General features: G+C 63.7%; 21 protein-coding genes. 5 read left to right on the top strand and 16 right to left on the bottom strand.

Going from position 1 to position 25,323, the window contains the following annotated elements:
• Positions 1-16: 16 nt before the first annotated feature.
• Both ltnD and BLW25_RS23235 read left to right on the top strand, forming a co-directional pair.
• A complete protein-coding gene (gene ltnD, locus BLW25_RS23240; protein WP_216279508.1) occupies positions 17-925 on the top strand; it encodes an L-threonate dehydrogenase in 909 nt (302 codons plus the stop codon).
• A 5-nt stretch (positions 926-930) separates the two neighbouring features.
• Positions 931-1,698, top strand: coding sequence for a hydroxypyruvate isomerase family protein (locus BLW25_RS23235; RefSeq protein WP_092904639.1), 768 nt, complete (start codon positions 931-933; stop codon positions 1,696-1,698).
• Here the strand turns inward: BLW25_RS23235 and BLW25_RS23230 are convergent.
• Complete coding sequence (locus BLW25_RS23230; protein WP_092904637.1) at positions 1,688-2,683, bottom strand: four-carbon acid sugar kinase family protein; 996 nt, start codon at positions 2,681-2,683, stop codon at positions 1,688-1,690. The genes BLW25_RS23235 and BLW25_RS23230 overlap by 11 nt on opposite strands.
• Positions 2,680-3,456 (bottom strand): DeoR/GlpR family DNA-binding transcription regulator, encoded by a 777-nt coding sequence (locus BLW25_RS23225; protein WP_092904635.1) that lies wholly within the window; start codon positions 3,454-3,456, stop codon positions 2,680-2,682. Before BLW25_RS23225 ends, BLW25_RS23230 begins: the two co-directional genes overlap by 4 nt.
• Before the next feature lie 148 nt (positions 3,457-3,604).
• On the opposite strand from BLW25_RS23225, the gene pdxA reads away from it, so the two are divergent.
• Entirely contained in the window at positions 3,605-4,618 is a 1,014-nt protein-coding gene (pdxA, locus tag BLW25_RS23220) for a 4-hydroxythreonine-4-phosphate dehydrogenase PdxA (protein WP_092904816.1), read from the top strand.
• A gap of 443 nt (positions 4,619-5,061) precedes the next feature.
• Here pdxA and BLW25_RS23215 read toward each other — a convergent pair whose 3' ends face one another.
• Positions 5,062-8,148 carry a multidrug efflux RND transporter permease subunit gene (locus tag BLW25_RS23215; RefSeq protein WP_092904815.1) on the bottom strand — a complete coding sequence of 1,029 codons (3,087 nt, stop codon included), beginning with the start codon at positions 8,146-8,148 and terminating at the stop codon, positions 5,062-5,064.
• Positions 8,149-8,152: 4 nt separating this feature from the next.
• A complete protein-coding gene (locus BLW25_RS23210) occupies positions 8,153-9,382 on the bottom strand; it encodes an efflux RND transporter periplasmic adaptor subunit (RefSeq protein WP_092904633.1) in 1,230 nt (409 codons plus the stop codon).
• Between the two features lie 277 nt (positions 9,383-9,659).
• On the opposite strand from BLW25_RS23210, the gene BLW25_RS23200 reads away from it, so the two are divergent.
• Positions 9,660-10,052 carry a VanZ family protein gene (locus BLW25_RS23200; protein ID WP_216279507.1) on the top strand — a complete coding sequence of 131 codons (393 nt, stop codon included), beginning with the start codon at positions 9,660-9,662 and terminating at the stop codon, positions 10,050-10,052.
• Between the two features lie 86 nt (positions 10,053-10,138).
• Complete coding sequence (locus tag BLW25_RS23195) at positions 10,139-10,342, top strand: hypothetical protein (RefSeq protein WP_092904629.1); 204 nt, start codon at positions 10,139-10,141, stop codon at positions 10,340-10,342.
• Between the two features lie 25 nt (positions 10,343-10,367).
• Here BLW25_RS23195 and BLW25_RS23190 read toward each other — a convergent pair whose 3' ends face one another.
• The 12 genes from BLW25_RS23190 to BLW25_RS23135 form a co-directional block, all read right to left on the bottom strand.
• Positions 10,368-11,699 (bottom strand): NtaA/DmoA family FMN-dependent monooxygenase, encoded by a 1,332-nt coding sequence (locus BLW25_RS23190; RefSeq protein WP_092904627.1) that lies wholly within the window; start codon positions 11,697-11,699, stop codon positions 10,368-10,370.
• Positions 11,700-11,711: 12 nt separating this feature from the next.
• Positions 11,712-12,731 carry a branched-chain amino acid ABC transporter permease gene (locus BLW25_RS23185; RefSeq protein ID WP_092904625.1) on the bottom strand — a complete coding sequence of 340 codons (1,020 nt, stop codon included), beginning with the start codon at positions 12,729-12,731 and terminating at the stop codon, positions 11,712-11,714.
• Positions 12,732-12,734: 3 nt separating this feature from the next.
• Positions 12,735-13,646 carry a branched-chain amino acid ABC transporter permease gene (locus BLW25_RS23180; protein WP_253188633.1) on the bottom strand — a complete coding sequence of 304 codons (912 nt, stop codon included), beginning with the start codon at positions 13,644-13,646 and terminating at the stop codon, positions 12,735-12,737.
• Complete coding sequence (locus BLW25_RS23175; RefSeq protein WP_092904621.1) at positions 13,643-14,347, bottom strand: ABC transporter ATP-binding protein; 705 nt, start codon at positions 14,345-14,347, stop codon at positions 13,643-13,645. The genes BLW25_RS23180 and BLW25_RS23175 overlap by 4 nt, the downstream gene beginning before the upstream one ends.
• Positions 14,340-15,080, bottom strand: a complete 741-nt coding sequence (locus BLW25_RS23170) for an ABC transporter ATP-binding protein (RefSeq protein ID WP_216279506.1) — start codon at positions 15,078-15,080, stop codon at positions 14,340-14,342. Before BLW25_RS23170 ends, BLW25_RS23175 begins: the two co-directional genes overlap by 8 nt.
• Before the next feature lie 23 nt (positions 15,081-15,103).
• A complete protein-coding gene (locus BLW25_RS23165) occupies positions 15,104-16,306 on the bottom strand; it encodes an ABC transporter substrate-binding protein (RefSeq protein WP_171909733.1) in 1,203 nt (400 codons plus the stop codon).
• A gap of 29 nt (positions 16,307-16,335) precedes the next feature.
• Positions 16,336-18,408, bottom strand: a complete 2,073-nt coding sequence (locus tag BLW25_RS23160; protein ID WP_171909732.1) for a hydantoinase/oxoprolinase family protein — start codon at positions 18,406-18,408, stop codon at positions 16,336-16,338.
• A gap of 1 nt (position 18,409) precedes the next feature.
• Positions 18,410-20,206, bottom strand: coding sequence for a hydantoinase B/oxoprolinase family protein (locus BLW25_RS23155; protein WP_092904613.1), 1,797 nt, complete (start codon positions 20,204-20,206; stop codon positions 18,410-18,412).
• Between the two features lie 318 nt (positions 20,207-20,524).
• Complete coding sequence (locus BLW25_RS23150; RefSeq protein ID WP_171909731.1) at positions 20,525-22,018, bottom strand: aminotransferase-like domain-containing protein; 1,494 nt, start codon at positions 22,016-22,018, stop codon at positions 20,525-20,527.
• Between the two features lie 435 nt (positions 22,019-22,453).
• Positions 22,454-23,734: a TRAP transporter large permease gene (locus tag BLW25_RS23145; protein WP_092904609.1), complete on the bottom strand. Its 1,281-nt coding sequence runs from the start codon at positions 23,732-23,734 to the stop codon at positions 22,454-22,456.
• A gap of 3 nt (positions 23,735-23,737) precedes the next feature.
• Entirely contained in the window at positions 23,738-24,244 is a 507-nt protein-coding gene (locus tag BLW25_RS23140) for a TRAP transporter small permease (RefSeq protein WP_171909730.1), read from the bottom strand.
• Between the two features lie 94 nt (positions 24,245-24,338).
• Entirely contained in the window at positions 24,339-25,292 is a 954-nt protein-coding gene (locus BLW25_RS23135) for a TRAP transporter substrate-binding protein (RefSeq protein ID WP_171909729.1), read from the bottom strand.
• Positions 25,293-25,323: the final 31 nt, after the last annotated feature.

The following is a 25,323-nucleotide window of genomic DNA, read 5'->3' as shown; positions in this document are numbered from 1 at the left end:
TTTAATGGAGAAGATGATGACCCGGACGGGTGCTGTGGCCGTGATCGGTCTTGGCTCGATGGGGCGTGGCGCGGCTTTGTCGCTCTTGCGCGCCGGGCTGGAAACCCATGCCTTTGATATCCGCCCCGAGGCGCGGGCGGATTTCGCCGCACAGGGCGGTCTCGCGCATGAGACCGCTGCTGCGGCAGTCGCGGCGGCGGAGGTGGTCTTCCTTTTCGTCGTCAATGCCGATCAGGCCGAAGACGTGCTGTTCGGCACCGGCCAGGCGGTCGCGGTGGCACAGTCTGGTACCGTCTTCGCGGTCTCGGTGACGCAGGATCCGGCGCGGGCCGAAGATCAGGCGCGCCGGTTGCGCGAGGCCGGGATGCTGCCGCTGGACGCCCCGGTTTCAGGTGGTTCCGCGAAGGCGCTGGCAGGCGAGATGAGCGTGATGGCTTCTGGCCCCGAAGCGGCGTTCCTCAAGGCCGGCCCGGCGCTTGACGCGATTGCGGGGCGGGTTTTCCGGCTGGGCGCGGCGCCCGGGGCTGCATCAAAGATGAAGATGATCAACCAGTTGCTGGCCGGGGTGCATATTGCGGCTGCGGCCGAGGCGATGGTGCTGGCCCGCGCCGCCGGCCTTGATCTGCATGAGGTGATCGGGGTGATCGGCGATTGCGCCGGGATGAGCTGGATGTTTGGCAACCGCGCGCCGCATATCGCCAATGGCGATTACACGCCGCATTCGGCGGTGGATATTTTCGTCAAGGATCTCGGTATCGTAACCGGCGCGGCTTTGGGGCTTGGTGCCAGCGTGCCGCTTTCCGACAGCGCGCTCGCCTTGTTCCGCGAGGCCGCAGGCGCCGGGCTCGGGCGCGAGGATGATGCGGCGGTGGCGAAGGTGCTCGCCGCGCGGGCCGGGGTCACGCTGCCCGGCAGCGGGGGCTGATCGGGATGCGCTTTTCCGCAAATCTCGGGTTTCTCTGGGCCGATCTGCCGCTTCCCGATGCGATCCGCGCCGCCGCGAAGGCCGGCTTCGACGCGGTCGAATGCCACTGGCCTTATGAGACGCCGGCGGCCCAGGTGAAGGCGGCGCTGGAGGAGAGCGGGCTGCGGATGCTCGGCCTCAACACGCGGCGCGGGGCGACTGGTGAGAACGGGCTGGCGGCGCTTCCCGGGCGCGAGGCAGAGGCGCGGGATGCGATCCTGGAGGCGCTCGCTTATGCCGAAGCGATTGGCGCCGGGGCGGTGCATGTGATGGCCGGGATCGCCGCGGGGCCGGAGGCCGATGCTGCGTTCCGCGCCAATCTTGCCTTTGCCTGCACGCAGGCAGGCGGTCGTACCATTCTGATCGAGCCGCTGAACCCATATGATGCGCCGGGCTATTTCCTCAACAGCGCTGAACAGGCCGCGTCGATCATCGCAGACCTCGGCCATCCGGCGCTGAAGCTGATGTTCGACTGTTATCACCTGCAAATCTGCGGCGGTGATATCTGCCGGCGGTTCGAGCGCCTGCTGCCGCTTATTGGCCATGTCCAGATTGCTTCGGTGCCGGACCGGGGCGCGCCGGATCATGGCGAGCTGGACTACTCTGCCGTGCTGGCCCGGATCGGCGCGCTTGGCTGGACGGCGCCCATCGGGGCGGAATACCGGCCCGGCAGGATGACCGCCGAAACGCTGGATTGGCTGCCCGCCTCCCGCGAGATCCCCGTCAGCGCCTGAGGAAGCCTGTCAGCAGATCGGCGCCGCCGAATCCGCCGGATTTCGAGACCAGCAAACGCCCGTCGAACCGGCCGCCGATGAAGCGCGAAACAGGGATGCCCGGACCGGCCTCGCCGATACAGTCGAGGGCTTCGGTGCCGGTCTGAGCCAGAACAAGGCTCAGACAATCGCCGCCGGTCACGAAAACCGCGCCCGCGCCGCAGGGGTCCAGACGCGCGAGGCTGTCGCGCAGCCGCGCATGGGTCTCGCGCGCATTGGCGCTGAGCGGCACCGGGTCCAGCAGGACAGGTTTCGCGCTGTCGGCATCGAGCCCGGCCCCTGAAGCCGGACGGGTCAGGGGGGCAAGTGCTGCCGCCTGCGCGCGGGTGGCGGGATGCGCTGTCCCAAGGATGAAAAGCCCTACCTCCGGGCGCGGCAGCGGCGATGAGGGGGTGGCCAGCGCCTCGGCCAGCCCCCGGCTTCCCGCCCAGAGCGTGCCTTGCATCCCGGTCCAGGGGCGGATGGCTGCGCGCAATTCCGCCGCGTTTTTCGCATCCGGCACATGGATTTCCCGCTCCGGCGCCAGCCGGGCGAAAGCCTCACGCAGATCGCCCTGTGCGGTCTCGCGCCAGGTCCCGCCGTCCTGCACCAGCTGGCGCCCTTCCCTGGTGATCCGGCCCATTTCGGGGAAGGCCGGCGCAAAGATGCAACGCGTGAAACCGCCGGCTGCCATCATCGCCAGCGTCTCGGCCAGCGGGTGGCCGCGCAGCACGCTGTCGACCTTCTTGAACCAGAGCGCCGACGGGTCCGCCATCCGACGTGTAGCATCACGCACCAGCCCGTAGGCGAGCGGCTCTGCCAGATCGCGGCTTTCGGTGCTGTGGCTCAGCGCGGGCGCATCGCCGCCGGCTGACAGCGTCAACCGCACCGGCGCGGAATCGCTTGCAAAGGGCGCCGCTGCATCCAGCGCGCCGGTCAGATCATCTGCGATCAGCCGCAGCCTCACGGCAGTGCCGCCAGATCGACCTGGGGAACAGCATGTTGCAGCACCGCCAGCTGATCAAGCCCCAGCCGGTCATCCGTCACCAGCCGGTCCAGCTGTCGCAGCAGACCAAAGCTGCAAAAGGCGCGTGAGAAGATCTTCGAGCTGTCCGCCAGCAGCACCGGCCGGTCGGCGGCGGCAAGGATCACGCGTTTGAGCTGAGCCAGCTCGACCGAAGTATCCGACATCTCGGTCTCGCTGACCGCATGGGCGCCGACGAAAGCCAGATCGGCGCGCAGTCGCCGCATCAGATCGAGCGTATCCGCCCCCATCAGCGTGCCGGAACCGGGGCGAAGCTCTCCCCCGGCGACGATCAGTCGGATCTGCGGCGCCTCCGCCAGCGTCGCGGCGATTGCGAGATCATTGGTGACGGCGGTAAAGGCCGTGCCGCTGTCGCGCGCCGCCCGCGCCGCCGCCGCTGTGGTGGAGCCGCTGTCAAAGATTGCGGTCATGCCGGGGCGGATCAGCTGCGCGGCCTCGCGCCCGATTGCTGCCTTTGCCCCGCTTTCCAGCTCGGAAGCGATGGCGCGACCGAGCTCGGGCCCGGCGCGCAGGCTGCCGGTCAGCAGCGCGCCACCGCGTGTGCGTTCCAGATGCCCGGCTTCAAAAAGCATGTCGACATCGCGGCGCAGCGTCGAGACAGAGACCCCGAGCGCGGCTGACATTTCTTTCAGCCCCGCAGCCCCGTCACGGCGCAGGAATTCAATGATCCGGGCCTGGCGCAGAGCTGGCAGCATGGGGCGTCTTTCCGGTGCGGTTGGGGTGCAGGATATTCTGTAATGTCGCGGCGAATATTTCAATACATTCCATATTACGCCGGAATATACTTCCAATATCCTTCATATAGTGTCAAAAGATTTCAGTCTGATACAGCCCGAGGTTCCAATGTCGCGCCCGCTTCTTGCCATCACGCTTGGCGATCCCGCCGGAATTGGCCCGGAAATCACGCTGCGCACACTGGCGCATCTGCAGGACAGGCTGGCTCAGGACGCATTCGCGCTGGTGGTGATCGGCGATCCCGGCGCGCTCGCGCTGGCGGCGGAGGTCACCGGATTGCAGCCGCCACCTGTGATCAGCGAGGCGCAGCTTGCCGGGCTGCAAGGGGCCGCGATCCTGCCGACCCCGGCGCCTGACGCTGAGATCCGCTGGGGTGAGGTCACGGCGGCGGCAGGGGAGCAGGCCTATCAGGCCATAGCCATCGCGGTGCGCCTTGCCATGGCGGGGCGGATTGACGGCATCGTCACGGCACCCCTGAACAAAGAGGCGCTGAATCTCGCCGGGCGCCACTATGCCGGCCATACCGAGATGCTCGCCGATCTGACCGGGGTGAAGGGCAGCGTGATGATGCTGGCGCATGGCGGCATGCGGGTCAGCCATGTCTCGACCCATTGCGCGCTGGAGGAGGTGCCGGGACGCGCCACGGCGGCCCGCATCTCCCATGTCACCGATCTGACGCTGGCGACGCTGAGGCGGATGGGGATGCCGGCGCCGCGCGTGGCCATTGCCGCACTGAACCCGCATGCGGGCGAGGGGGGGATCTTCGGGCGTCATGATATCGATGTGACGGCGCCGCTGGTCGCGGAGTACCAGGCGAAAGGCGAGAAGGTCTTCGGGCCTGTTCCCGGCGATACGGTCTTTGTGCGGCTGCGCGGCGGGGATTTTGATGCAGTCGTGGCGATGTATCACGACCAGGGCCATATCCCGGTGAAGCTGCTCGGCTTCTCGGTTGACCCGGCCACCGGGCGCTGGACGGCGCTGAACGGGGTGAATGTAACGCTCGGCCTGCCGGTGATCCGCACCTCGGTCGATCACGGCACCGCCTTTGACATTGCCGGCAAAGGCATCGCCGAGGCATCGAGCCTGATTGAGGCGGTGGACTACGCCCTCACGATGATATGAGCCCTATCGTCCTGCCCCCCCGTTTTCGGGGTGGGTTTCTGCCATAGCATGTACAGGATCGGCCAGGTTGCCGCCCTCACCGTCCTTAAGACGAGATGAGATCCTAAATCACAGGCGGAAGGCCCGGACATCGTCAATGAGGTCAGGAAGCTGCCTCCATGGCTCCAGAGTGAGGCATCCTTCCTGCGCCGTGCCATGCCTCCTGAGCCCGCGAAGCATTGTGATGACTGTGCGTGGCGCGCCTGATGTCCGTCAGAACCCGCTCGGCAGGCGCTTTCATCTTGACGGGTTCCTTCAGCATTTTCAATTTCATCCGGGGTCAGGATGAGCCAGAACCCCTCCACTGTGCAATCACGCCAGACTGTACCATGGGGCTGATGGCGGAAAATCCTGTCCCCCTTGTGTGGAAAACCCGGGTAAGGCCCCGGCACATCCAGGGGCCATTACCTGCGACCACTCAGCCGCAGCACCAGCACGTAAAGCGCGGGGACCATGAAGAGGGCGATCACCGTCGAGGCAACCATACCGCCCAATACCCCGATCCCGATCGCATGCTGCGCAGCCGCACCCGCGCCGGTGGCGAGCGCCAGCGGCAGCACCCCAAGGGCAAAGGCGAAAGAGGTCATCAGGATCGGCCGCAGCCGCGCTTCGGCGGCAGAGCGGGTGGCGGCCAGCAGCTCCATCCCCTGTTTTCGTCCTGCCTCGGCGAATTCGACGATCAGGATCGCGTTGCGCGCGGCAAGGCCGATGGTCGTTAAGAGACCGACTTTGAAATAGACATCGTTCGACTGCCCGAATCCCCAGGCCGCAACAAGTGCGCCAAGGATGCCCACCGGCACTGCCAGCATCACCGAGAACGGGACCGACCAGCTTTCATAAAGGGCCGCCAGCGCAAGGAATACCACGAGCGCCGACATGGCGAAGAGGATCGGCGCCTGGTTCCCTGAAAGCCGCTCCTGATAGGAAAGGCCGGTCCAGGCGATGCTGTAGCCGGGCATATCTTCCAGCAATGCCTCGAGCCCCTCCATCGCCGCGCCTGTCGAAATCCCCTCTCCCGGGTTTGCCGAGATCGAGATCGCCCGTGTGCCGCCATAGCGGTTCAGCGTGGGGGAATTCTCAGACCAGGTCTGGGTCATGAAACTGGCAAAGGGCACCATCTCGCCGGCGCGATTCCTCGCATGCCACACGGCCACATCTTCGGGCTGCATCCGCCATTCGGCGGCGCCCTGGACGATCACCGGCCGCAATTCGGCCCCGAGTTCGAAATCGTTCACCTCGCGGCCCGAGAAGATCACCGAAAGCATGGCATTCACCTCGGAGACCGTGAGCCCCATTGCCCGGGCGCGGCTCTGATCGACATCAAGGCGCAAAGCGGGGCGCCGGCTTGGCTCATGGCCGCGAAAGCCCGAGGCGATACCGGCCTCCTGGGCGCGTGTCGCGAGAAGCATTGCGGCCTCTTCCATTGCAGCCTGACCCTGACCTGCCTGGTCGATCAGATAGAAGGAAATGCCGGCGGAACTGCCGACCCCCTGGATCGCCGGTGGCTGGGAAAAGGTGATATTGCCGGCGCGATGGCCGTTGAAATGGGCATTCGCGACCCGTTCCAGCCGGGAAGCAGACAGGCCGGGGCGTTCGGCAAAAGGTTTCAGCCTGATGTAAAGCATGGCGGTATTCGGCCCGCCCCCGCCCCAGGTAAAGCCAAGCGCGGTCATCACAGTGTCGACGGTCGCGCCTTCTTCCTCCATCAGCCAGTCAACGACTTCTTCGGTCACGGCACGGGTCTGCGAGGTGGTTGATCCTTCGACAAGGCGCAGCTGCACCATCATCACGCCCTGATCCTCTTGCGGGACGAACGACGACGGCAGCTGACGAAACAACTGGAACGAGCCCCAGCTGATCGCGCAGAGCAAAAGCAGGACAAGGAAAGGCCAGCGCATTGCCAGCCCGGCCGTATGCCCATAGCCGCGCGTCACTTTGGCCATGCCGCGGTTGAACTGGCGGGCAAACCAGTTGCCGCCATCATGTGCGCGCGGTTTCAGAAGCGCCGCACACATCGCGGGCGACAGGATCAACGCTACGGCCAGCGACAGCACCATCGCCGAAATGATCGTGATCGAAAACTGCCGGTAGATCACCCCGGTCGAGCCCGACATGAAAGCCATCGGCAGAAAGACCGAAGACAGGACCAGCACGATCCCGACCAGCGCCGAGGAAATCTGCCCCATCGACCGGCGTGTGGCGCTTACCGCATCCAGTCCCGGCTCATGCTCCAGCTGGCTTTCCACATTCTCGACCACCACAATGGCGTCGTCGACCAGAAGGCCGATCGCCAGCACCATGGCAAACATGGTCAGCGTGTTGATCGAATAGCCAAGCCCCGAAAGCACGCCGAAGGTGCCCAGAAGCACCACCGGAATGGCAATTACCGGGATGATGGTCGCGCGCCAGCTTTGCAGGAAGATCAGGATAACGATGAACACAAGCGCCACTGCTTCGGCCAGCGTTTTCCAGACGGTCTGGATCGAATCCTCGATAAAGGGCGAGGTGTCGAAGGGATAGGCAACCTCGACCCCTTCGGGCAGCGCGCTTTGCAGGCCCGCAAGCGTCTCACGTACCCGTTTCGCGGTTTCGACGGCATTCGCGCCCGTCGCCAGCGTCACCGAGAACCCGGCCGCATTCGCCCCGTTGAAAAGGGCCGAGCGCCCATAGCTTGTCTGGCCGATCTCGATGGTGGCAACATCGCCCAGCAGAACTTCGCCGCCACCTTCCTCGACCCTGAGCCGGATCTGTGCGAACTGGTCAACCCCGGTAAGCTGCGTCTGTGACGAGAGCGCGACGGTCAGCTGCTGTCCCGGCACCGCCGGGTCTGCGCCAAGCGCGCCCACCGAGACGGTGGAATTCTGATCGGCAATTGCAGCGGTGACATCGCCGGGCGTGATCTGGAATTCGGCCATCTTCATCGGGTTCAGCCAGACCCGCATCGCAAAGCCCGATGAGAAACTGTCGATCGAGCCGACCCCGTCGACCCGGAGCACCGCATCCTCGACCATCTGCGTCGTCAGATCGCCCAGCTGCAGCGTCGAATAGCGGTTGTCGCGCGAAACCAATGCGCCCACCATCAGTGAGCTTTCCCCGGCGCGCTGAACCTGGGTGCCGCGTTCGCGCACCACCAGAGGCAGACCGGATTCCGCCAGCGCGACCTTGTTCTGAACCTGGTTTTGCGCCTGATCGGCCGTCACCGTGTCATTGAAGACCAGCTCGACCCGGCTGCGGCCACTGGCCGAAGAGCTTGACGTCATGAACAAAAGCCCGTCGAGCCCGGTCATCGCATCTTCGATAACCGAGGTGACCGAATTCTCAGTCGCCTCGGCCGAGGCACCGGGATAGGTCGCGGTCACACTGATACGGATCGGCGCGATATCGGGATATTGCTCGATGGGCAGGTTCCAGAGCGACCAGCTGCCGAACAGCATGGTGATGATCGCCAGAACCCAGGCGAAGACCGGGCGGGTGATAAAAAACTGTGCCATCAGATCAGTTCCCCGCGCCGCCTGCCGTGGCGGGGGCAAGGTCGCGCACCACTCCTTGCGCATCTATGGTCACCGGGACGGGGGTGATCTCGCGCCCCTCGCGCATGGTGTTGATCCCGTCAAGCAGCAGCCAGTCGCCCGGCTCCAGCCCGGCCTGCACGATCCAGGCCGCCTCCCAGGTGCCGGTTTCGGTCAGGTAGCGTTTGGTGACTTTTCCATCCACGGCGATCCAGGCCGATAGCCGCCCGTCGCGTTCGCGCTGTGTGGCACGCTGCGGCACAAGGATCGCCTGCTGCCGCGCCAGCGTCAGCTCGGCCTGGACGAACATGCCCGGCGCAATCATGCCGCCCGGATTGAGAACCTCGAACCTGAGCGTGCGGGTGCCGGTGGACGAGGACACTGTCGCCGCCGAAGAAACCAGCGCCGCCTGACCTGCGATGCGCCGGCCACCATCCAGCACCAGAACCAGCTCTGGTGTGATCAGCTCGATCTCGCCTCTTTCGGCCCGGGCCTCGATGGCAAGCCGCGTCTGATAGGGTTCCGACAGATCGACCAGCACGGGATCGACCTGGACGATTTCGGCCAGCGCCTGGGCCTGGCCCTGGGTTACCAGATCCCCGACCGAGACCTGGGCCACCCCGACAATCCCGGTGATCGGCGCCCGGATCGTCGTCCAGTCCAGCTGGGCGCGGGCCAGATCCACGCCGGATTCCGCTTCAGCCAGCCCGGCCTGAGCCTTCAGCAGGTCGGTTTCGGCAATATCCAGCGCCGCCTGGCTGGCCGATGAGCCGCGCAGGGCCGAGACCCGGCCATAGCTGGTTTCGGCCGCCTTCAGATCCGCCGAGGCCCGCGCGAGGCTCGCCTCTGCCGAGGCCAGCGCGGCGCGATAGGTCAGCGGGTCAATGGTGAAAAGTGGTGTACCGGCCTCGACCTGCGCCCCAGGCGTATAAAGGATCGCGGTGATCTCGCCCCCGACCCTTGGCCGGAGCTGTGTCGCGCTGCGCGCCACAGCTCGTCCGGTCAGCAGCTGCTGCACCGGCACCGAGGCCCGTTCCAGCACAACATAGCCGGCCTTCGGGGGCGAAGACGGGGCCTCCTGCGCCATCGCGGGGCGCAAAAGCGGCAGCGGCGTCAACAGGCCGGCGGGCAGGAGAACCAGCATGGCCGCCAGAATATGGAGCGCGGGAGAAAAACGCTGTGGCCGGGTTCCGGTGGATCGCAATTGGGTTCGCATCGGGAAGTCTCCGGCCTGTAGCTGCCTGTTCGGCTGTTGTTATGGTACGGATCCGCAGCAGGACCCATGGACTGACACGTCAGCCGCAGAATTTTCCGGCGTTTATGCCGCGACAAGGCTCTGATAAAGGCCCATGGCGCTGATCTGCCCGAACTTATGGTACTGTTTCGTGACTTTTCCACCCTCGCCAGCGGAACTTCGCCCCTGACTGGTAAATCCGCCGTGAACCATATCTCTTGCGATGGACTTCTCACCCCCGGCCCCGGATAAACGGCGGATGTCTTCCAGATCCCTCCTGACCCTGATCATCGCGGCTTTGCTGCTTATTGCCATCGGTATCGGCACCCTGATGCCTGGCGGCACACTGCCCCAGATGCCTGGCTCAGACAAAATGCAGCATTTTGGGGCATTTGCCCTGGTTGCCCTGGTCGTCACGCTGTTGCGGCCGGGCTGGGTCCTGCCGGTCGCGCTGGTCCTCGTGGCCTATGGCGGGCTGATCGAGCTGATCCAGCCGCTGGTCGGGCGCTCGCGCGAGCTTGCCGATTTCGTGGCCGACAGTCTCGGTGTGGCGGCAGGCAGCCTCACGGGGCTGATTCTCCACCAGGCTATTCAGCGCCTCCAGCGCGGCACCAGCGACACCGTCGTAAACCAGACCGCCGATAACCGCTGATCCAGGGGGCTTTCCGGTATCACGGAAATCCCGGAAGCCCTGCCGCGCAGTCAGATCTTCAGACGCCAGGCTTTCACCTGTTTCTGATGCGTCAGGAGGACTTCCTGCAATCCTGTATTGCGGCTTTCACCCAGCATCCCGACCTTGCGCGGTTGTTCTGTGCGGGCTCGCTGCTGATGGATGATATGCGCAGCCCGAGCCCCTTCCGGCCGGACGATTTTGGCCGGATCCCTGGTCACACCCCGGGCAGAGCCGCGTGGATCCAGGCCGCCATTGAATGGATCGCCTGAACCCTGCACCCGCTGATGCTGACGATCAAATGGCCGGTCCGGTCTGATTAAGATGCTCCCGAAGGGTCGTCCCGGTATATGCCTCGCGATAGATCCCCCGCGCCTGGAGATGCGGCACGACTTCCCTCGCGAAGTCCGAAAAGCTTCCGGGCAGAAAAGCCGGGGTTACCACAAACCCGTCGCAGCAGCCGCTTTCGAACAGATCAGCCAGCCTGGCAGCGATTTCCACGCCGGTATCGGCAATCTGTGGGACCCGGATGCTCGCGGCCCAGATCCGACCGATTTCACCCAGGGTCTCATGCGGGGCATGGATCAAGGGTAGCTTCTCACGGACATAGGCTGGCACCTCCGGGCGCTCGAGCAGGGCATCAACGGTCAGGTCCAGCGGATAGGGCCCAAGGTCAAAATTCAGCTGCCCCGAAAGCGTGACAAGACCCAGTTCGGGCCTCGCGAGGCTGTTGTGAAAGCGCAGCTTGTCCTCTGCCTCGGCCCGGGTCGCGCCGATAAAGGGCATCACCGCCGTGAGGATCTTGCAGTCCTCCGGCTGCCGCCCGGCCAGTCGCATTTCTTCATGCACGGATTTGCGGAAACGGCGCATTTCTTCCGGCTGCCGGTGGATCGTGAAAATCACCTCGGCCCAGCGGGCACCAAAACGCCGCCCTCGGCCGGAGGAGCCGGCCTGAATGATCACCGGGTGACCCTGCGGCCCTGGCGGAATGTTCAGCGTGCCATTTACCCTGATCCATTTTCCCTCATAGGAGACCGGGCGGATACGGGACGGATCGGCGAAAATCCCGGCCTCTTTGTCATGGATCAGCGCATCCGGCGTCCAGCTGTTCCACAGCGCCAGCGTGGCCTCGACAAATTCATCGGCACGGTCATAGCGCAGGTCATGGGCCAGATGCTGATCCGCCCCAAAAATCCGGCCCTCGCTGTCATTCATCGAGGTGACGATATTCCAGGCGGCCCGTCCCTTTGAGATATGGTCGAGTGTCGCGAAGGAACGGGCGACATGGTTCGGCTCGAAATAAGTGGTCGAACGTGTGCCACCAAGGCCGATCCTGCTGGTCTGTGCCGCCAGGTAGGACAGCATCGGCACCGGATCCAGACGCGCAGCATCCTGGGCACCATAGCGAAAACCGGTCTCGCGCCCCTCAGCCAGCTGTTCCGAGACAGCCAGGCGATCCGCGAAGAACAGGAAGTCAAAAAGACCTTCTTCCAGCGCATGGGCCGTTGCGGTGTAAAGTGCGGGATCCAGAAAACTGCCCTTTGTTTCGGGATGACGCCAGACCGCGTGGCTGTGGGCCACGGGACCGGCAATCAGAAAAGCGGCGAGATGGATCTGGGGTTTGCCCATGGTATTCTCCTGTCAGCGTGTCGTTCTGAGTGGCCAGGCCAGTTCTCTGCTTCGGGTCAGGCCACCTGGACGCCGGGTCAGAACAACAAGAATGATTATGGCAAGAAGCAGTTCCTGGCTGCCGGAGGGGAGGCTGAACCGGCTTTCTCCAAGCGTGACGCCGGATTCCAGGACCCGAAAGCCCGAGATGACGCTGCGGATCAGAACCGCCCCCAGAACAGCGCCGGTCACGCTGGCACGGCCACCAAAGATCAGCATGGCCAGCATCAGGAATGTGAGATCCAGCCAGAAGGTCCGCACCGAAAGCGCGCCAAGGAAATGGCCAAGCAGCACCCCGCCGACCCCGACAAAGAACGCGCTCAGTGAAAGCGAGAGGATGCGCAGCAGCAGAACCGGTACGCCCGAGGCCCGGGCCGCGATCAGATCATCCTGTGAGGCGCGCAGCATCAGGCCATAGCGGCTTTCGCGAAACAGCACCGCTGCGGCCACTGTCACCACAGCCCAGGCGGCGGCAGTGCCCGTAGAAACGTCTAGTGGCAGGCCGATCAGCGTACTGGCCCCGGCCGTCCAGCTGGTCCAGCTCTCATAGATCGCGCGCATCATCGCAAGGAAAGCAAAGAGCGCGATAGAGGCCCCGATACCGCTCAGCCGCATCAGGATCAGCCCGATCAGCGCCGCGACAAGGGCCGCGAGGCTGGCTGCGATCAGGGTCGCGGGCAGCAAAGGCACCGTGTTTTGCAAAAGGAAGTCGGGCAGGCCGGGCAGGGTGAGCGGCTTCAGCCCCGGGCAGCAGGTCTGCCAGGCCGAGGCATAGGCCGCGATCAGCATAAATGCGGAATGCCCGAATGAAACGATCCCTGAATTGCCGATGAAGATCTGCAGGCCGACCACCGCGACGACATAGATGAACATCTCGGTCAGGAAGCGGTTCAGCGCGGGCGGGCCAAAGCTCTGGCCCAGGATCCAGATCAGCCCGATGGCCAGCGACAGGTTGACCGCAGTGGCAAAGCGGAAAGCGGGACGTGCGGCCATGGGTCAGACCCTCTCGATATGGGATTTGGCGCGGATCAGCCCGCCTGGCGCAATCACCAGCAGGATGAGGGCAAAGCCGAAGACGAAGGCGTCGCGCGCCTCGCGCAGGTGATCGGGCAGAAAGGCCTGGAGGGCGGTGGTGGCGATCCCGATCAGGAAACCGGCCAGAACCGGGCCCAGCAGGCCCCCCATGCCGCCGATCACCGTGGCCATAAAGCCCATCAGCGTGATCGGAACGCCCATCCGGTAATCGAGAGTGCCCGTCTTCACGACAATCAGCAGGGCGGTCAGCGCCGCCAGCGCGCCGCCAATGGCAAAGGCCGTGCCGATCACCCGGTCCGCCCGGATGCCCAGCAATTGCGCCATGCGGAAATTCTCGGAGGCGGCCCGCATCTCGGCGCCGAAACGGGTGCGCTTCAGAAATAGCGCCACCGCTGCAAGCGCGGAAAAACAGGTGGCGATGGTCACCAGATCGATGATTGGAGCCTGCCCCCCGGCAAAACGCACCGGGGCCATCAGTTCCGGCCAGAGATTGATCGATTTCGGCCGCCCGCCATGCACCAGGAGGATCAGGTTCTGCAAAGCATAGCTCACCGCGAATGAAGAGATCAGCAGCGTCGCGGGCTCGGCATGGCGCAGCGGGCGGAAAGCCAGCCATTCCGTCGCCAGCGCCAGCAGTACGATCAGCGCGATCACCGCAAGGATCAGAAGCGGTGCAGGCCAGGTGCCGATGAACGGCGTCGCCACCTGGGCCGCCGAGGGCACCACCAGCGCATAGGCGGCCCAGGTGATGTAATCGCCACTGGCGAAATTGATCAGCCGCATCACGCCAAAGATCAGCGCGACACCAAGCGCCACCAGCGCATAAAGCCCGCCAAGCGAAAGGGCATCAATCACATATTGCATGAGGCTCATAATGCGGCTTCCCCGAAATAGGCCTGGTGCAGGCTTTCGGCTGAGAGGATCTCCGCACGCGGGGCGGAAAAGGTGATGCGCCCGTTTCGCAGGACGCAGATATGATCTGCGATGCTGAGCGCGCGTTCGGCGCTTTGCTCGACCACCAGCGCCGCGACACCGCGCGCCTTCAGTCCCCGGATCGCGCCAAGCACCAGCGCCGTCATTTTGGGGGAAAGACCCAGCGAGGGTTCATCCACCAGCAAAAGTCTGGGCCGGGTCAGCAGGGCGCGTGCGATCACCAGCTGTTGTTGCTCGCCCCCCGAAAGCCTGCCTGCCGGTGTGGCAAGGCGGGTCTCCAGCGCGGGAAACTGCGCGACCGTCTCGGCGATGGTATCGTCGAGCTTCTGGCCCGGGCGCAGCCCAAGCCCGAGGTTTTCCGTCACGCTGAGCGTGGAAAAGACGCCGCGCCCCTCGGGGACCAGCGAAAGGCCGCGCCGTGCGACGATATCGGCGCGCAGGCCGAGGATCTCCTCGCCTTCAAACCGGATGGAGCCGCTCACCTGGCGCAACGCGCCGGCGACCGCCAGCATGGCCGAGGATTTTCCGGCCCCGTTCGGGCCGACAAGGCAGGTCACCTGTCCGGCGGCCGCCGTCAGGCTGATACCGCGCAGGGCCTCGATCCGGCCGTAGCTGACCCGCAGATCCCTGAGTTCAAGCATCTTCCCCGTCCTCCTCATGACCAACACCCAGATAGGCGGCGATCACGGTGTCATCCCGGCGGACGAGATCCGCGGGGCCGTCAGCGATTTTGTGGCCCCGGTCGAGCACCACCAGCTGCGGACAGGTCGCAAGGACCACATCCATATTATGTTCGATCAGCAGCAGCCCGCAGCCAAAGCGGGCAGGGATCGCGCGGATCCGCCCGGAAAGCGCCGCGCATTCCACCTCATTCAATCCGGCAGCGGGTTCATCCAGCAGCAGGAAACGCGGCTGCGAGCCAAGCGTCCGCGCAATGCCAACAAGACGCTCCTCGCCGAAAGAAAGGTCTCCGGCGCGCAGATTTGCCCGGTGACCAAGGTCCATCCAGTCCAGCAGCTCCCGCGCTGCAGGCCCGGCTGCCCTGCGGCTGCGCCCGGCCGCGCAGAGCGCGACCTCGACGTTTTCAGCGACCGTCAGGTCATGGAAAAGCCGCGCGGCCTGAAAGCTGCGCACCACCCCGGCCCGGACCGCGCCGCGCGGACCGCCCCTGGTGATGTGCTGGCCATTGACCAGCACATCCCCCTGATCGGGCCGCTGAAAGCCGGTCAGAACGTTCACAAGCGTGGTCTTACCCGCACCATTCGGGCCGATCACCCCCAGAATACCGCCCTGATCCAGGCTGATATCGACGGAACTCAGCGCTTTGATGCCACCGAAACCGACCGATAGGCCGGTTCCGACAAGCTTTGCCACCGGGGACGGCGCCGTTTCGGGGCTTAATCCCACCATTGGATGTAGTCGCGTTTGGCGGGGCTGTAATAGCCGATGGCTGCGGGTTCACCATTGGTATAGCCGACGGCCAGCATCGGACGGCCCGCAGTGATATGCAGATCGGCGGTGAAGGTGGTCAGACCGGCCAGCAGCGGCTCATCCCGGAACTTCTCCAGCTCCGCCAGAACGGCGTCAGAGTCGAAAGTGCCGGCCCGTTCGACAGCACGTGCCCAGGCGGTGACGGCCGAATCGCCGGTCACGGCCTGGCCGGTCTGCGGGCGCTCACCTGTCGCGGCCAGAAAATCAGCGTTGAAGACACCGATTTCCGGGCGTGGGTCATCGCCGCGGGCCGAGGAATAGGAGAAGTAATAGAAGTCACTCAGATTTTCTGCCGGAACGGAATCGCGCCAGCCATCGCCATCCGCATTGGTGCCGGTGACGAAGGGCGCGGTGATGCCCGCCGCGCGGAACTGGCGCACGATGGCCGGGAAGCCGGGCGTGACGCCTGCAAGGGCGATGACATCGGGCTGTTCGGGCAACGCCTTGATGCGGGTGATCTGCGCCGAGAAAGAGGCATCGTCATTGCGGAAGGTATCGCTGCCGATCAGCGTGCCTTCGCCCGCCTCGGCTGCCCAGCCTGCCTCAAATCCGCGCCCGAGGCTTTTGGTATATTCAAAGCTGCTGTCGGTCAGCAGATAGGCGGTTTTCCAGCCCTGTTTATGCACCGACCAGCTGGCGAGCAGGCTGCCATTGGCTTCGGCCTCGCTTGCGAGGGAAAAGACATAGCGGCCGATTGCATGATTGCCGAGCTTGGCATCCGCGCCGCAGGTCGAGAAGGAGATCACGCCTTTCTGGTTGGCAACCAGCGCTGTCGGCGCCCCCATATCGAAATCGCAGGAAATGATCAGAACCTGAGCACCGGCATCCAGAAGCTGCGCCCCGGCCTGGGCGGCTCCGGCGACTTCGGTCTTGGTATCGGCCTTTTCCAGCACCAGCGTCTTGCCAAGCAGGCCGCCATTCGCATTGATCTTTTCAACGGCGAGTTTAACCGCGTTATAGGGGCCCTCGTCATAGGGGGCCATCCAGCCGCTTTCGGCAATGGCTGCCCCGATCACGATGCTATTGTCGTCAGCCAGGGCCGCCAAAGGCATGAGCGAGAACGTGGCTGCCGCCGACGAGGCAAGCAACCTTTTGATATATGCAGACAATTTCATCTCCTTGAGGGTTATCGCCTGTTTCAGGCTGTCTCGGTTGTGACGAGGTAGTCACCGCCAGGCCTGACCTCGGCCACCGTTTGCGGCAGCAGGAGAAGCGTGGTGGTGCTTTCCTCGATGATGCCCGGGCCGGGGATCCGGTCGCCGGGGAAAAGCCGGTTGCCATCATAGACCGGCACGCGGCGCAGACTGCGATGGGCGGGCGACCAGACCTCGCGCCAGCCGGTGGGTCCGGTGTTGCCACCCGCCTCGCCTGGCGTGCCGGTCTGGTTCAGATCGACCTCGTTCAGAGGGTTGCGCCCGAGGGCCGCGACCTTCCAGGTGGTGAATTCAACGATATCCGCCTCTTCGCGCACCCCGTAGATCCGCTCATGCGTTTCGTGGAAACTGTGGATGAGCGCGGGAACATCCGCCTCGGTGAGCACCCCGTTTTCAGGGGAGAAATGCACCTCGATTTCCCAGGACTGGTATTCGTAGCGCCCGAGAAACGCATATTCGAGATCGATCCGCCCGACGCTGGTTTCGGCCTCTTTCAGCCCGGCCAGCGCCTGTTGCCGCAGGGCCGAGAGCAGATCATTCACCTTTGCAAGATCGAAGCCCGCCGAAGAGGTCTGGCCGGTGCCGGTCTCATTGAACCGCAGATCCGAGACCAGCCCGCCAAAGGCGCTGAGCCCGGCGGTCAGCTTTGGCACCAGAACGCTGTGGATGCCCAGAACCTCGGCCATTTCGGCGATATGGCAGGCGGTTGCGCCACCGCCCGAGACCAGCACGCTCTCGCGCGGGTCGATCCCCTCATTGATGGTGATATTCTGAATCGCGCCCACCATATTATGATTGCAGGTGGTGCAGATCGCCCAGGCCGCTTCCTGCAGTCCGATACCGAGGGCTTCGGCAATGGGTTGGATGGCGGCTTCGGCGGCCTTTCGGTCGAGCTTCATCCGGCCGCCGAGGAAATTCTCAGGGTCAATCACCCCCAGTACCACATTGGCATCGGTCACGGTCGGCAAAATGCCGCCCCGGCCATAGCAGGCCGGTCCGGGTGCCGCCCCCGCGCTTTGCGGCCCGACCCGCAGGAGGCCACCGGGATCTACCCAGGCGATGCTGCCGCCCCCGGCGCCGATTGAGCGCACGTCGATTTTCGGCACGCCCAGCATGTCAAAGCCGATCAGCGCTTCGGGGGTGATGATCAGCTGGCCATCGCGCACCACCGAGACATCCAGCGTGGTGCCGCCCATATCGGCGATGATCAGATCGGACCCCGGCAGCAGGCGGCGCCCGGCAATCGGCGCCAGCGTCGGGCCGGACATGGTGCTGAAGATCGGCTTTTCGGCAATCACCCGCGCCGGCATCATGCCCCCCACGCAATTGGCGATCAGCAATTCGCGGCGGTAGCCTGCAGCGCGCAGGGCCGTCTCCAGTCCTTCGACGTATGAGCGGACCACCGGCAGCAGCGCGGCATTGAAGGCCGTGGCAATGGTGCGGCGATACTCGCGCTGGATCGGGTTCAGCTCATGGCCGAGGGTAACCGGCACTTCCGGCCATTCCGCCGCAAAGATCTCACGAATCCGGCGTTCATGGCTGCCATTCACCACCGACCAGAGCAGGCTGACGGCCACCGCCTCGACTCCAAGCGCGCGGAAACGGGCAATGGCCTGATGCACATCTTCTTCGGCCAGCGGCTGATGCTCGCGGCCCCTGGCATCGATCCGGCCGCCGATCTCGTGCGTCAGATGCGGCGGGATGAAAGCATCGGGATAGGGCACGGACCAGTCAAAGGTCCGCTTGCGCGGCCCCTCGCGCAGCAGAAGAATATCGGGATGGCCGGCAGTCACCAAAAGCCCCGCGCGGCCGACCTTGTTCTCGACCAGGGCATTGGTCGAGACGGTGGTGCCATGCACGATGCTTTCGGTCCTGGACAGGAAATCCGCCAGCGACAAGCCATAGGATTGCGCCGCCAGCTCCAGCGCCGCCATGAAGCCATTCTCAAATGCCGGCGGCGTCGAAGAGGCCTTGAAGATGCGCGGAAGGCCGCCCTGCTGCAGGACAACGGCATCGGTGAAGGTGCCACCGATATCAATACAGATGCGGAAGCTCATATCACTTGCCTCCCGCTGCGAGGGGCGTGGCGCGCAGCTGCCCAGTGCGGGCCTGATCGGTGACGACAAGGCCTGGCAGGTCGCCGGGGCGCACTGCGACACCATATACCGTTTCGGCGGCCTCGGGGCTCAGCCAGCCGCGATTGATATCCTGCGTCACACGCTCGGGGTCACGCTGCCGCGGATCGCCATAGCCGCCGCCGCCGTTATTGATCCAGACCAGCGCCTCACCCCGGCGCAAAGTCTCGCTGTGAAAGCCCGGCAGGTCGATGACCTCACCGCTGGCGAGCCGTTTCATGTTGCGCGCGGCCGCCCCGGCACCACCGCCAAGCACGCCTTTCGGCGGGTTGACGCAGCCGTCACTGCAATAGATCGCGGTCAGCTCATCTCCCAGCGGGATCATGGTGCCCGTCATCCCCGGCGCGCCATTCCATTCGCCCGGACCCATGGTGCCCGTGGCGACTTTGCGCTCTTCGATCAGGATCGGATACATGCCCTCATCGATCTCGACACTGTCGAGAACGATCACCCCGGCATTGACCGACCCGAGATAGGTCAGCCAGCCATCGGTGCCATGTTTGGCCGGGCCGCCGCCATAAGTGACGAAAAGCTGGTTCACATAGGGCTGGTTGCCGTTATCGGTATCAATCCCCGAAATCACCGACTCGCCCGCCTGCTGCTGCACCGCGCCTTCACCAAGGCCGAAGGGGCGACCCATCTGCGCGAAACAGGCCTGAACCGCATTGATCAGCCGTTCGTTGACATTGGTTGTGGCAATCGAAGTGCCAGCGGGAAATTTTGGCCGCCCCACCACCGCGCCATCGCGCAGCAGCACCCGGATCCGGCTGTCGCTGCCCGCATTATGCGGCAGGGTCGGGTCAAGATTGAAATAGACCCCGATCCGGCAGGAGCCGAGCGCACAGGCTTCGGAAAGGTTAAAGCCGCCGGGAATATTGTCTTCATTGTCGCGCGCATCGATGGTGATCAGGCCGTTTTCCGGATCGGTGATCACGGTCACCCGCACCGGCACGCCCTGATCGGCAACGCCCGGGATCGGATCGTGGCGGGTCTCATAGCTCCACTCTCCGGCGGGAAGGCGTTTCAGTTCCTGGATCATGCGGCGCTCGCCATAGGCGGTCCATTCGTCGAAAAAGCGACGGATCGTCTCAATGCCGTATTTCGCGACCAGATCCTTCAGGCGGCGTTCGCCGACACGGCAGGCCCCCACCTGCGCCCGGTAATCGCCATACCAGATATTGCTGACGCGGATGTTATACATCGCGTAGCGGATCCAGTCTTTCTTATCGGTGAAATCCTCCTGGATGCGGATGCAGGGGAAGTTCAGCCCTTCCTCATAGATCGTGGCCGCTTCGGGCAGATAGGTGGTCGGCAGCGGTGCCCCCATATCGGCGTGATGCGAGCGCGCCAGCGCCCAGAACAAGAGCTCTCCCTCATAGAAAACCGGGATCACCACTGTCAGATCGGCGTGATGGGTTCCGCCGGTATAGGAACAGTTGTTCAGAAAAGCGTCGCCCTCTTTCACATCATCGAAAAGATCGGTGATCGCGCGGGTGGTCAGATCCAGCGCCGAGATATGGATAGGGATCCCCTCTTCGACGCAAAGCTGGCGATGATCGGCAGTCAATACGCCACAGGACAGATCGCGCGCATTCTTGATCACAGCCGAGCGGCTGGCCTTTGACACGGTATTGATCATTTCGCGGATGATGGTTTCGATCCGTGCTGACAGAACGGACAGCAGCACGGGATCGAAATCCGGGGCGGTTGGGGCAGACATAGTTCTCCTTCCGACCAGAGGAGGGAAGGCTGCCCCCCGGGAAGATCCGGCCGTGTTCCTGACGTTCCGCGCACCTTAGAAATGGGCCGCTTTCAGTCAATTCTCTCACCGGACGGCAAACAGAGGGTTTGTTTTCCGCCATTGGTCCCAAAGAGAATGAAGAATAAAATATCTATAATTCTTAGATAGATATGCCGCGCATCTGAAGAAATTTCGACCGGACCAGCGCGACTACTGGTCCATTCTGGATCCCTCCATTCGGAATAACTGGATCCTTCTCTTCGCTGCAATTCATCGCCCTGTCCCAGGCGGATGAGATTATTTGCGCAGGGCGCTGACCTCTTCGGCGATGATTTCGATTCCACGCGGGATCAGCTGCGCCCTGATCGAGGAATAGCCGAGCCGCAGACAGGAACGTTCAGGCGGCGCCACGAAGAAGGCATCACCGTTCTCGACAAAGACACCCCGGGCCAGCAGGTTTTCATAAAGCGGTGCTGCGCGGATTCCCTCGGGCAGCGTCAGCCAGACAGAGGTGCCGCCCCGCACCGGCATGAACCCGGCATCCGGCAGCAGATGGCGCAGGGTTGTGGTCAGCGCCTTGTAGCGACCGTGATAGGTGCTGCGCAGTTTCTGCAGATGGGCATTGTAATAGCCGCTGCGGATAAACCTTCCGATCGCCGCCTGAATATAGGTCGAGGGATTGCGCATGATCAGCCGGCGCAAAAGCCGCAATTCGGCAATGATCTCACGCGAGGCAACCACATAGCCCGCCCGCAGCCCCGGGGCCAGCGTCTTGGAGAAACTGCCGACGTGAATCATCCGCTCGCCCGGAGCCATGGCCCGCAGGCAGGGCAGTATATTGCCCTGGAACGGCAGTTCAGAATCGTAGCCGTCCTCGATCACGTAAAAGCCTTCGCGCGTGGCCCGTTCAATCAGCGCTTCGCGGCGGCGCAAAGACATGCGGACAGACGTGGGAAACTGCCGCTCGGGGGTGCAGTAGATCAGATCGCTGCCGGCCGGGATGGCGTCGGTGATCAGGCCTTCCTGATCGACCGGCACAAAGGTAACTTCGGCACCGTTCATCCGCAGGATCGAGGTCATGTCGGTATAGCCCGGATCCTCGACCACCGCCTTTTGCCCGCCAGAGGCCAGCAGACGGGTGATCATAAAGAGCGCATTCTGCGCGCCGCCGGTGATCAGGATCTCATCTTCCTGCGCCCAAAGCCCCTGTTGCGGGAGGATAACCCGTCGCAGCGCGTCAATCAGCTCGGGGTCATCTTCGTCATAGACTTCGCGGGTCCAGACAGAAATGCCGTTCAGCGAATTCAGGTCGCGCAGAACAGAGCGCCAGTTTGCGGTCGGGAATGTCGCGGGGTCGCACTGACCATAGATGAATGGATATTCCGCAATACGCCAGTTCTTATCCTTATGGATGCGCGGCAGAGAGCTGACCGATCCCGGGAGGCTCGTCTTTCCCTTATCCGGGTCAGGCGGCAGGGTCCCGGGAAGACCCGCCTTCGGCAGGTGCCGGGGGCGCACCATCTCGCTGACCCGAAAGACTGACCGCTCTTCGCTGCTGGCCAGCCCGTCGAGCACAAGCCGTCGATAGGCGGAAATAACCGTATTGCGTGAAAGCGAAAGCTGTTCGGCCAGCTGGCGCGTCGAAGGCAGCGCGTCGCCGGAAGAAAACACGCCGTCATTGATCAGCGCTACAAGAGCGGCATAGAGGCTATCGCGTCTGGTAGTGCCGCGGGCGACCTGCAGACTTTGTAGCGTCGCAAAGTTGCGGGGGACCGCAGAGGGTCTGGCCATAGGAACCACCTGGTTGTTAATGCCCATCCGCCACTGAGCCGGACAGGCACGAAACTTCCACTCCGAATTGAGCCACGTGAACGTTCCCCCGAAGCGGCGAGCGGTGGTGGCAATGCAGTTATGGACATGGGAGTTCTGAACATCATTCGCCAGATGCACTTACAGCAGATGCTGTCGATCCGCGAGATCGCCCAGGCGCAGAGGTTTGTCGCGCAAATACTGTGACCGCGCATCTTGCGGCTCATAGAGTTGAACCGATGCCCCGCACCATATCCCACAACCGCTACGGTTGCCTGGCGATGGACATATCTTTCGCATCCGGATCCGTTGTCGGGGCGTGGGTCGTATTGGAGCACTTCCCGCCCCAGAAACCGAGTTCACCCGGGCCAAAAACAGGCCTCGCGTCGCCATGACCGGCGACGCGAGGCTGATTTGTCAGAGGCCCATCACCTTTGGCAGCCAGAGCACAGTTGCCGGAACGAAGGTCACCAGCATCAGGATCACCAGCATAATCCCCAGAAGCGGGAGGCTTTCTTTCAGGATCGCCCCCATCGGCTCTTTTGCGATGGATTGCGTGATCAGGAGGTTGAGCCCCATCGGCGGATGGATGAGGCCGATCATCAGATTGACCACCACGACCAGCCCGAAATGCACCGGATCGATCCCGAGCGCGATGGCCGAGGGCAGCACGATCGGCACGATGATGATGGTGGCCGGGGTGGAATCCAGGAAGGCCCCGGCGATCAGCAGGATCAGGTTGATCAGAAGCAGGAACACCACCGGCGAAAGCTGTGCCTCCTGGATCCAGCGCGACAGATCCTTGGGCACACCATGCACCACCATCAGATAGGCCACGAAGGAAGAGGTCGCGACCACCAGCATGATATTTGCGGTCTGCATCCCGGCATCGGTCAGGATCGCGGGCAGCTTGCCCCAGCGGAACTCGCCGTGGATCACCCAGCCGACAAAGATCGCATAGACGACCAGAACGGCGCCAATCTCAGTGATGGTGAAATAGCCGCCCCGCGCGCCGATGATCAACAGGATCGGCATCGACATGGCCCAGACCGAGACGCGGAATTTCTGCCAGATCACCGCGCCCCCCTGGCGACCCCGGCGCGGCAGATCATGCTTTTTCGCGTGGTGGTTGACGAAGATCACCAGCGCCACGACGATCATCAGCGCCGGGATGTAACCGCCGATGAAGAGCTTGACGATCGAGACCTCGGCGATCACGCCATAGATCACCAGCGGGATCGAAGGCGGCAGGATCGGGCCGAGCAGTGCCGCGGTAGCCGTCAGCGCGGCCGCGAAAGCGCCCGAATAGCCCTCTTTCTTCATCTCGGGGATCAAAAGCGCGCCGGTGGCCGAGGCATCTGCCACCGATGAGCCGGAAATCCCGGCGAGAAACAGGTTCGTCCCGATATTCACCTGGCCCGAACTGCCGCGCAGGCGCCCCATGGCCGAGCCCAGCAGATCCACGATGCGGGTGGTGATGCCGCCCGCATTCATGATGGAGGCGGCGAGAATGAAGAAGGGCACCGCGAGCAGCGGGAAACTGTCGATCCCGTTAAGCATCTTTTGCGCCAGGACAAAGCCGGGCGTGTCCCAGATCAGGATGATGACAAGCGAGGCGATGCCCAGCGAAATCGCAATCGGCACCGCAAGAAACATCAGCGCGAACAGAACCAGCGCAAGGGTCAGAAGCATCAGCATGGATCAGGCCCTCTTGCCGCTGTCGGCGGTGATCGCCGCGAAGAGACGCGTCTTCACCGCGCGCTCAAGAATGAAATAAAGCCCCGCCACGCAGAAGGTCGGCAGCGCCAGATAGACCCAGCCATAGGGGATGCCGGTTGCCGGCGCGCGCTTGATCGCCACCACATCCAGCAGCTTTTGCGAATAGATCAGCAGGGCCACCATGAGCGCGGCGGTGCAGATCTCGACAAAGATCATCTGCACGCGTTTTGCCTGCGGCCCCATCTGCACCGAGAAGAAGTCAATCGCGATCAGATCCCCGCGTGAGACCAGCCAGGCCGAACCGGCAAAGACCAGCCAGATGAACAGAAAGCGCGCGAACTCTGCCAGTTGCGGCGTAGCTGTGCCGGTGAAATAGCGGGTGATCACCTGGTAGAAGACCAGCACCACGATCAGCAACAGGGCGATCGCGACAAGGGTGGCAAGGACGGCGCGTAGCAGATCGCCGATCCGGAAGAGGATTTTGCTCATCGGGGGTCCGGGCATCAGGGTGTCGGGAGGCGGCGGAAGGGCCGCTGAGAAAAAGCCGCCCCCCGAAATCGGGAGGCAGCCATGGCGACAGGTCTTATTCGACCGCGCGCACTTTTTCGATGATCGGCTGCAGCGTGGCGTCATATTGTGCCGTGGCCGCCCGCGCGATGAAGGGCGCGATATCGGGGCGGGTCACAATCGCGCCTTCGGCCTCAAGGTCGGCCAGAAGGGCTGCCTGCGATTCTTCGGTATAGGTCCGATACCAGTCGGCGCTGTCGACAGCCGAGGCCTCGATGGCATTGCGGGTCGCGTCGTCAAGGCCGGCATACCAGTCGCTGTTGCACATGAAGCCCATGGTTTCGGCCATGTGATTGGTCAGCGCGAGGTTCTTCACCACCTCATGGAAACGCTTGTCCTTGATGGCGGTCAGCGGCTGTTCCACCCCGTCCACCACATGGCTTTGCAATGCGGCATAGACTTCCTCAAAAGCGACCGTGGCGGGGTTCGCCCCCATGGCGCGGATCGATTCAATATAGGCCGGAATGCCGGGCGCGCGGATTTTCAACCCGTCGAGATCCTCGGCCTTTTCGATCGGCACATTGGTCAGGATCTGGCGGAAACCGTGGAAGGCCGGACCGACCACCCGGAAGCCTGCCTCATCGGCGATGGAATCGAGGATCTCCTGGCCGACCGGACCGCGCCAGATGCGGAAGAAGTGATCTACATCATGATAGACATAGGCCACGCCCTCGATATTGGCGGCCGGATGAAACGAGCCCAGCACGCCCACGCTTTCATACATGCATTCCAGCACGCCGCCCTTCACCTGTTCGACCATCTCATCGACGGTACCCAGATGCGAATTCGGAAACAGCTCGACCGCGACGCCATCACCGAGGCGCTCGTTCAGCTTTTCGGCAAAGACCTCCATCGCCTTGGTGTCCGGGCTGGTGTCAGAGCCCGCGCCGCCGATGCGCAGGGTCACTTCGGCCTGGGCCGCCGTGCCGGCCATCAGTGCAAAAAGCGAGACGGTGATCAGTTTCTTCATCGCAGTCCTCCTGTCAGAAGTTGTTTGTTTT

This window comes from Rhodobacter sp. 24-YEA-8, assembly GCF_900105075.1.
In the GTDB taxonomy this organism is placed as follows: domain Bacteria; phylum Pseudomonadota; class Alphaproteobacteria; order Rhodobacterales; family Rhodobacteraceae; genus Pseudogemmobacter.
This window is presented reverse-complemented; position numbering and strand designations above follow the sequence as displayed.

Bases quoted from the DNA above. Each gene is read 5' to 3' on its own strand.
- BLW25_RS23145 (WP_092904609.1), bottom strand. From the start codon at position 23,734: ATGCTGATGCTTCTGACCCTTGCGCTGGTTCTGTTCGCGCTGATGTTT.
- BLW25_RS23150 (WP_171909731.1), bottom strand. From the start codon at position 22,018: ATGGCCAGACCCTCTGCGGTCCCCCGCAACTTTGCGACGCTACAAAGT.
- BLW25_RS23175 (WP_092904621.1), bottom strand. From the start codon at position 14,347: ATGCTTGAACTCAGGGATCTGCGGGTCAGCTACGGCCGGATCGAGGCC.
- ltnD (WP_216279508.1), top strand. From the start codon at position 17: ATGACCCGGACGGGTGCTGTGGCCGTGATCGGTCTTGGCTCGATGGGG.
- BLW25_RS23215 (WP_092904815.1), bottom strand. From the start codon at position 8,148: ATGGCACAGTTTTTTATCACCCGCCCGGTCTTCGCCTGGGTTCTGGCG.
- BLW25_RS23155 (WP_092904613.1), bottom strand. From the start codon at position 20,206: ATGTCTGCCCCAACCGCCCCGGATTTCGATCCCGTGCTGCTGTCCGTT.
- BLW25_RS23140 (WP_171909730.1), bottom strand. From the start codon at position 24,244: ATGAGCAAAATCCTCTTCCGGATCGGCGATCTGCTACGCGCCGTCCTT.
- BLW25_RS23160 (WP_171909732.1), bottom strand. From the start codon at position 18,408: ATGAGCTTCCGCATCTGTATTGATATCGGTGGCACCTTCACCGATGCC.
- BLW25_RS23195 (WP_092904629.1), top strand. From the start codon at position 10,139: ATGCGTCAGGAGGACTTCCTGCAATCCTGTATTGCGGCTTTCACCCAG.
- BLW25_RS23135 (WP_171909729.1), bottom strand. From the start codon at position 25,292: ATGAAGAAACTGATCACCGTCTCGCTTTTTGCACTGATGGCCGGCACG.
- BLW25_RS23200 (WP_216279507.1), top strand. From the start codon at position 9,660: ATGTCTTCCAGATCCCTCCTGACCCTGATCATCGCGGCTTTGCTGCTT.
- BLW25_RS23190 (WP_092904627.1), bottom strand. From the start codon at position 11,699: ATGGGCAAACCCCAGATCCATCTCGCCGCTTTTCTGATTGCCGGTCCC.
- BLW25_RS23235 (WP_092904639.1), top strand. From the start codon at position 931: ATGCGCTTTTCCGCAAATCTCGGGTTTCTCTGGGCCGATCTGCCGCTT.
- BLW25_RS23185 (WP_092904625.1), bottom strand. From the start codon at position 12,731: ATGGCCGCACGTCCCGCTTTCCGCTTTGCCACTGCGGTCAACCTGTCG.
- BLW25_RS23210 (WP_092904633.1), bottom strand. From the start codon at position 9,382: ATGCGAACCCAATTGCGATCCACCGGAACCCGGCCACAGCGTTTTTCT.
- BLW25_RS23225 (WP_092904635.1), bottom strand. From the start codon at position 3,456: ATGCTGCCAGCTCTGCGCCAGGCCCGGATCATTGAATTCCTGCGCCGT.
- BLW25_RS23180 (WP_253188633.1), bottom strand. From the start codon at position 13,646: ATGAGCCTCATGCAATATGTGATTGATGCCCTTTCGCTTGGCGGGCTT.
- pdxA (WP_092904816.1), top strand. From the start codon at position 3,605: ATGTCGCGCCCGCTTCTTGCCATCACGCTTGGCGATCCCGCCGGAATT.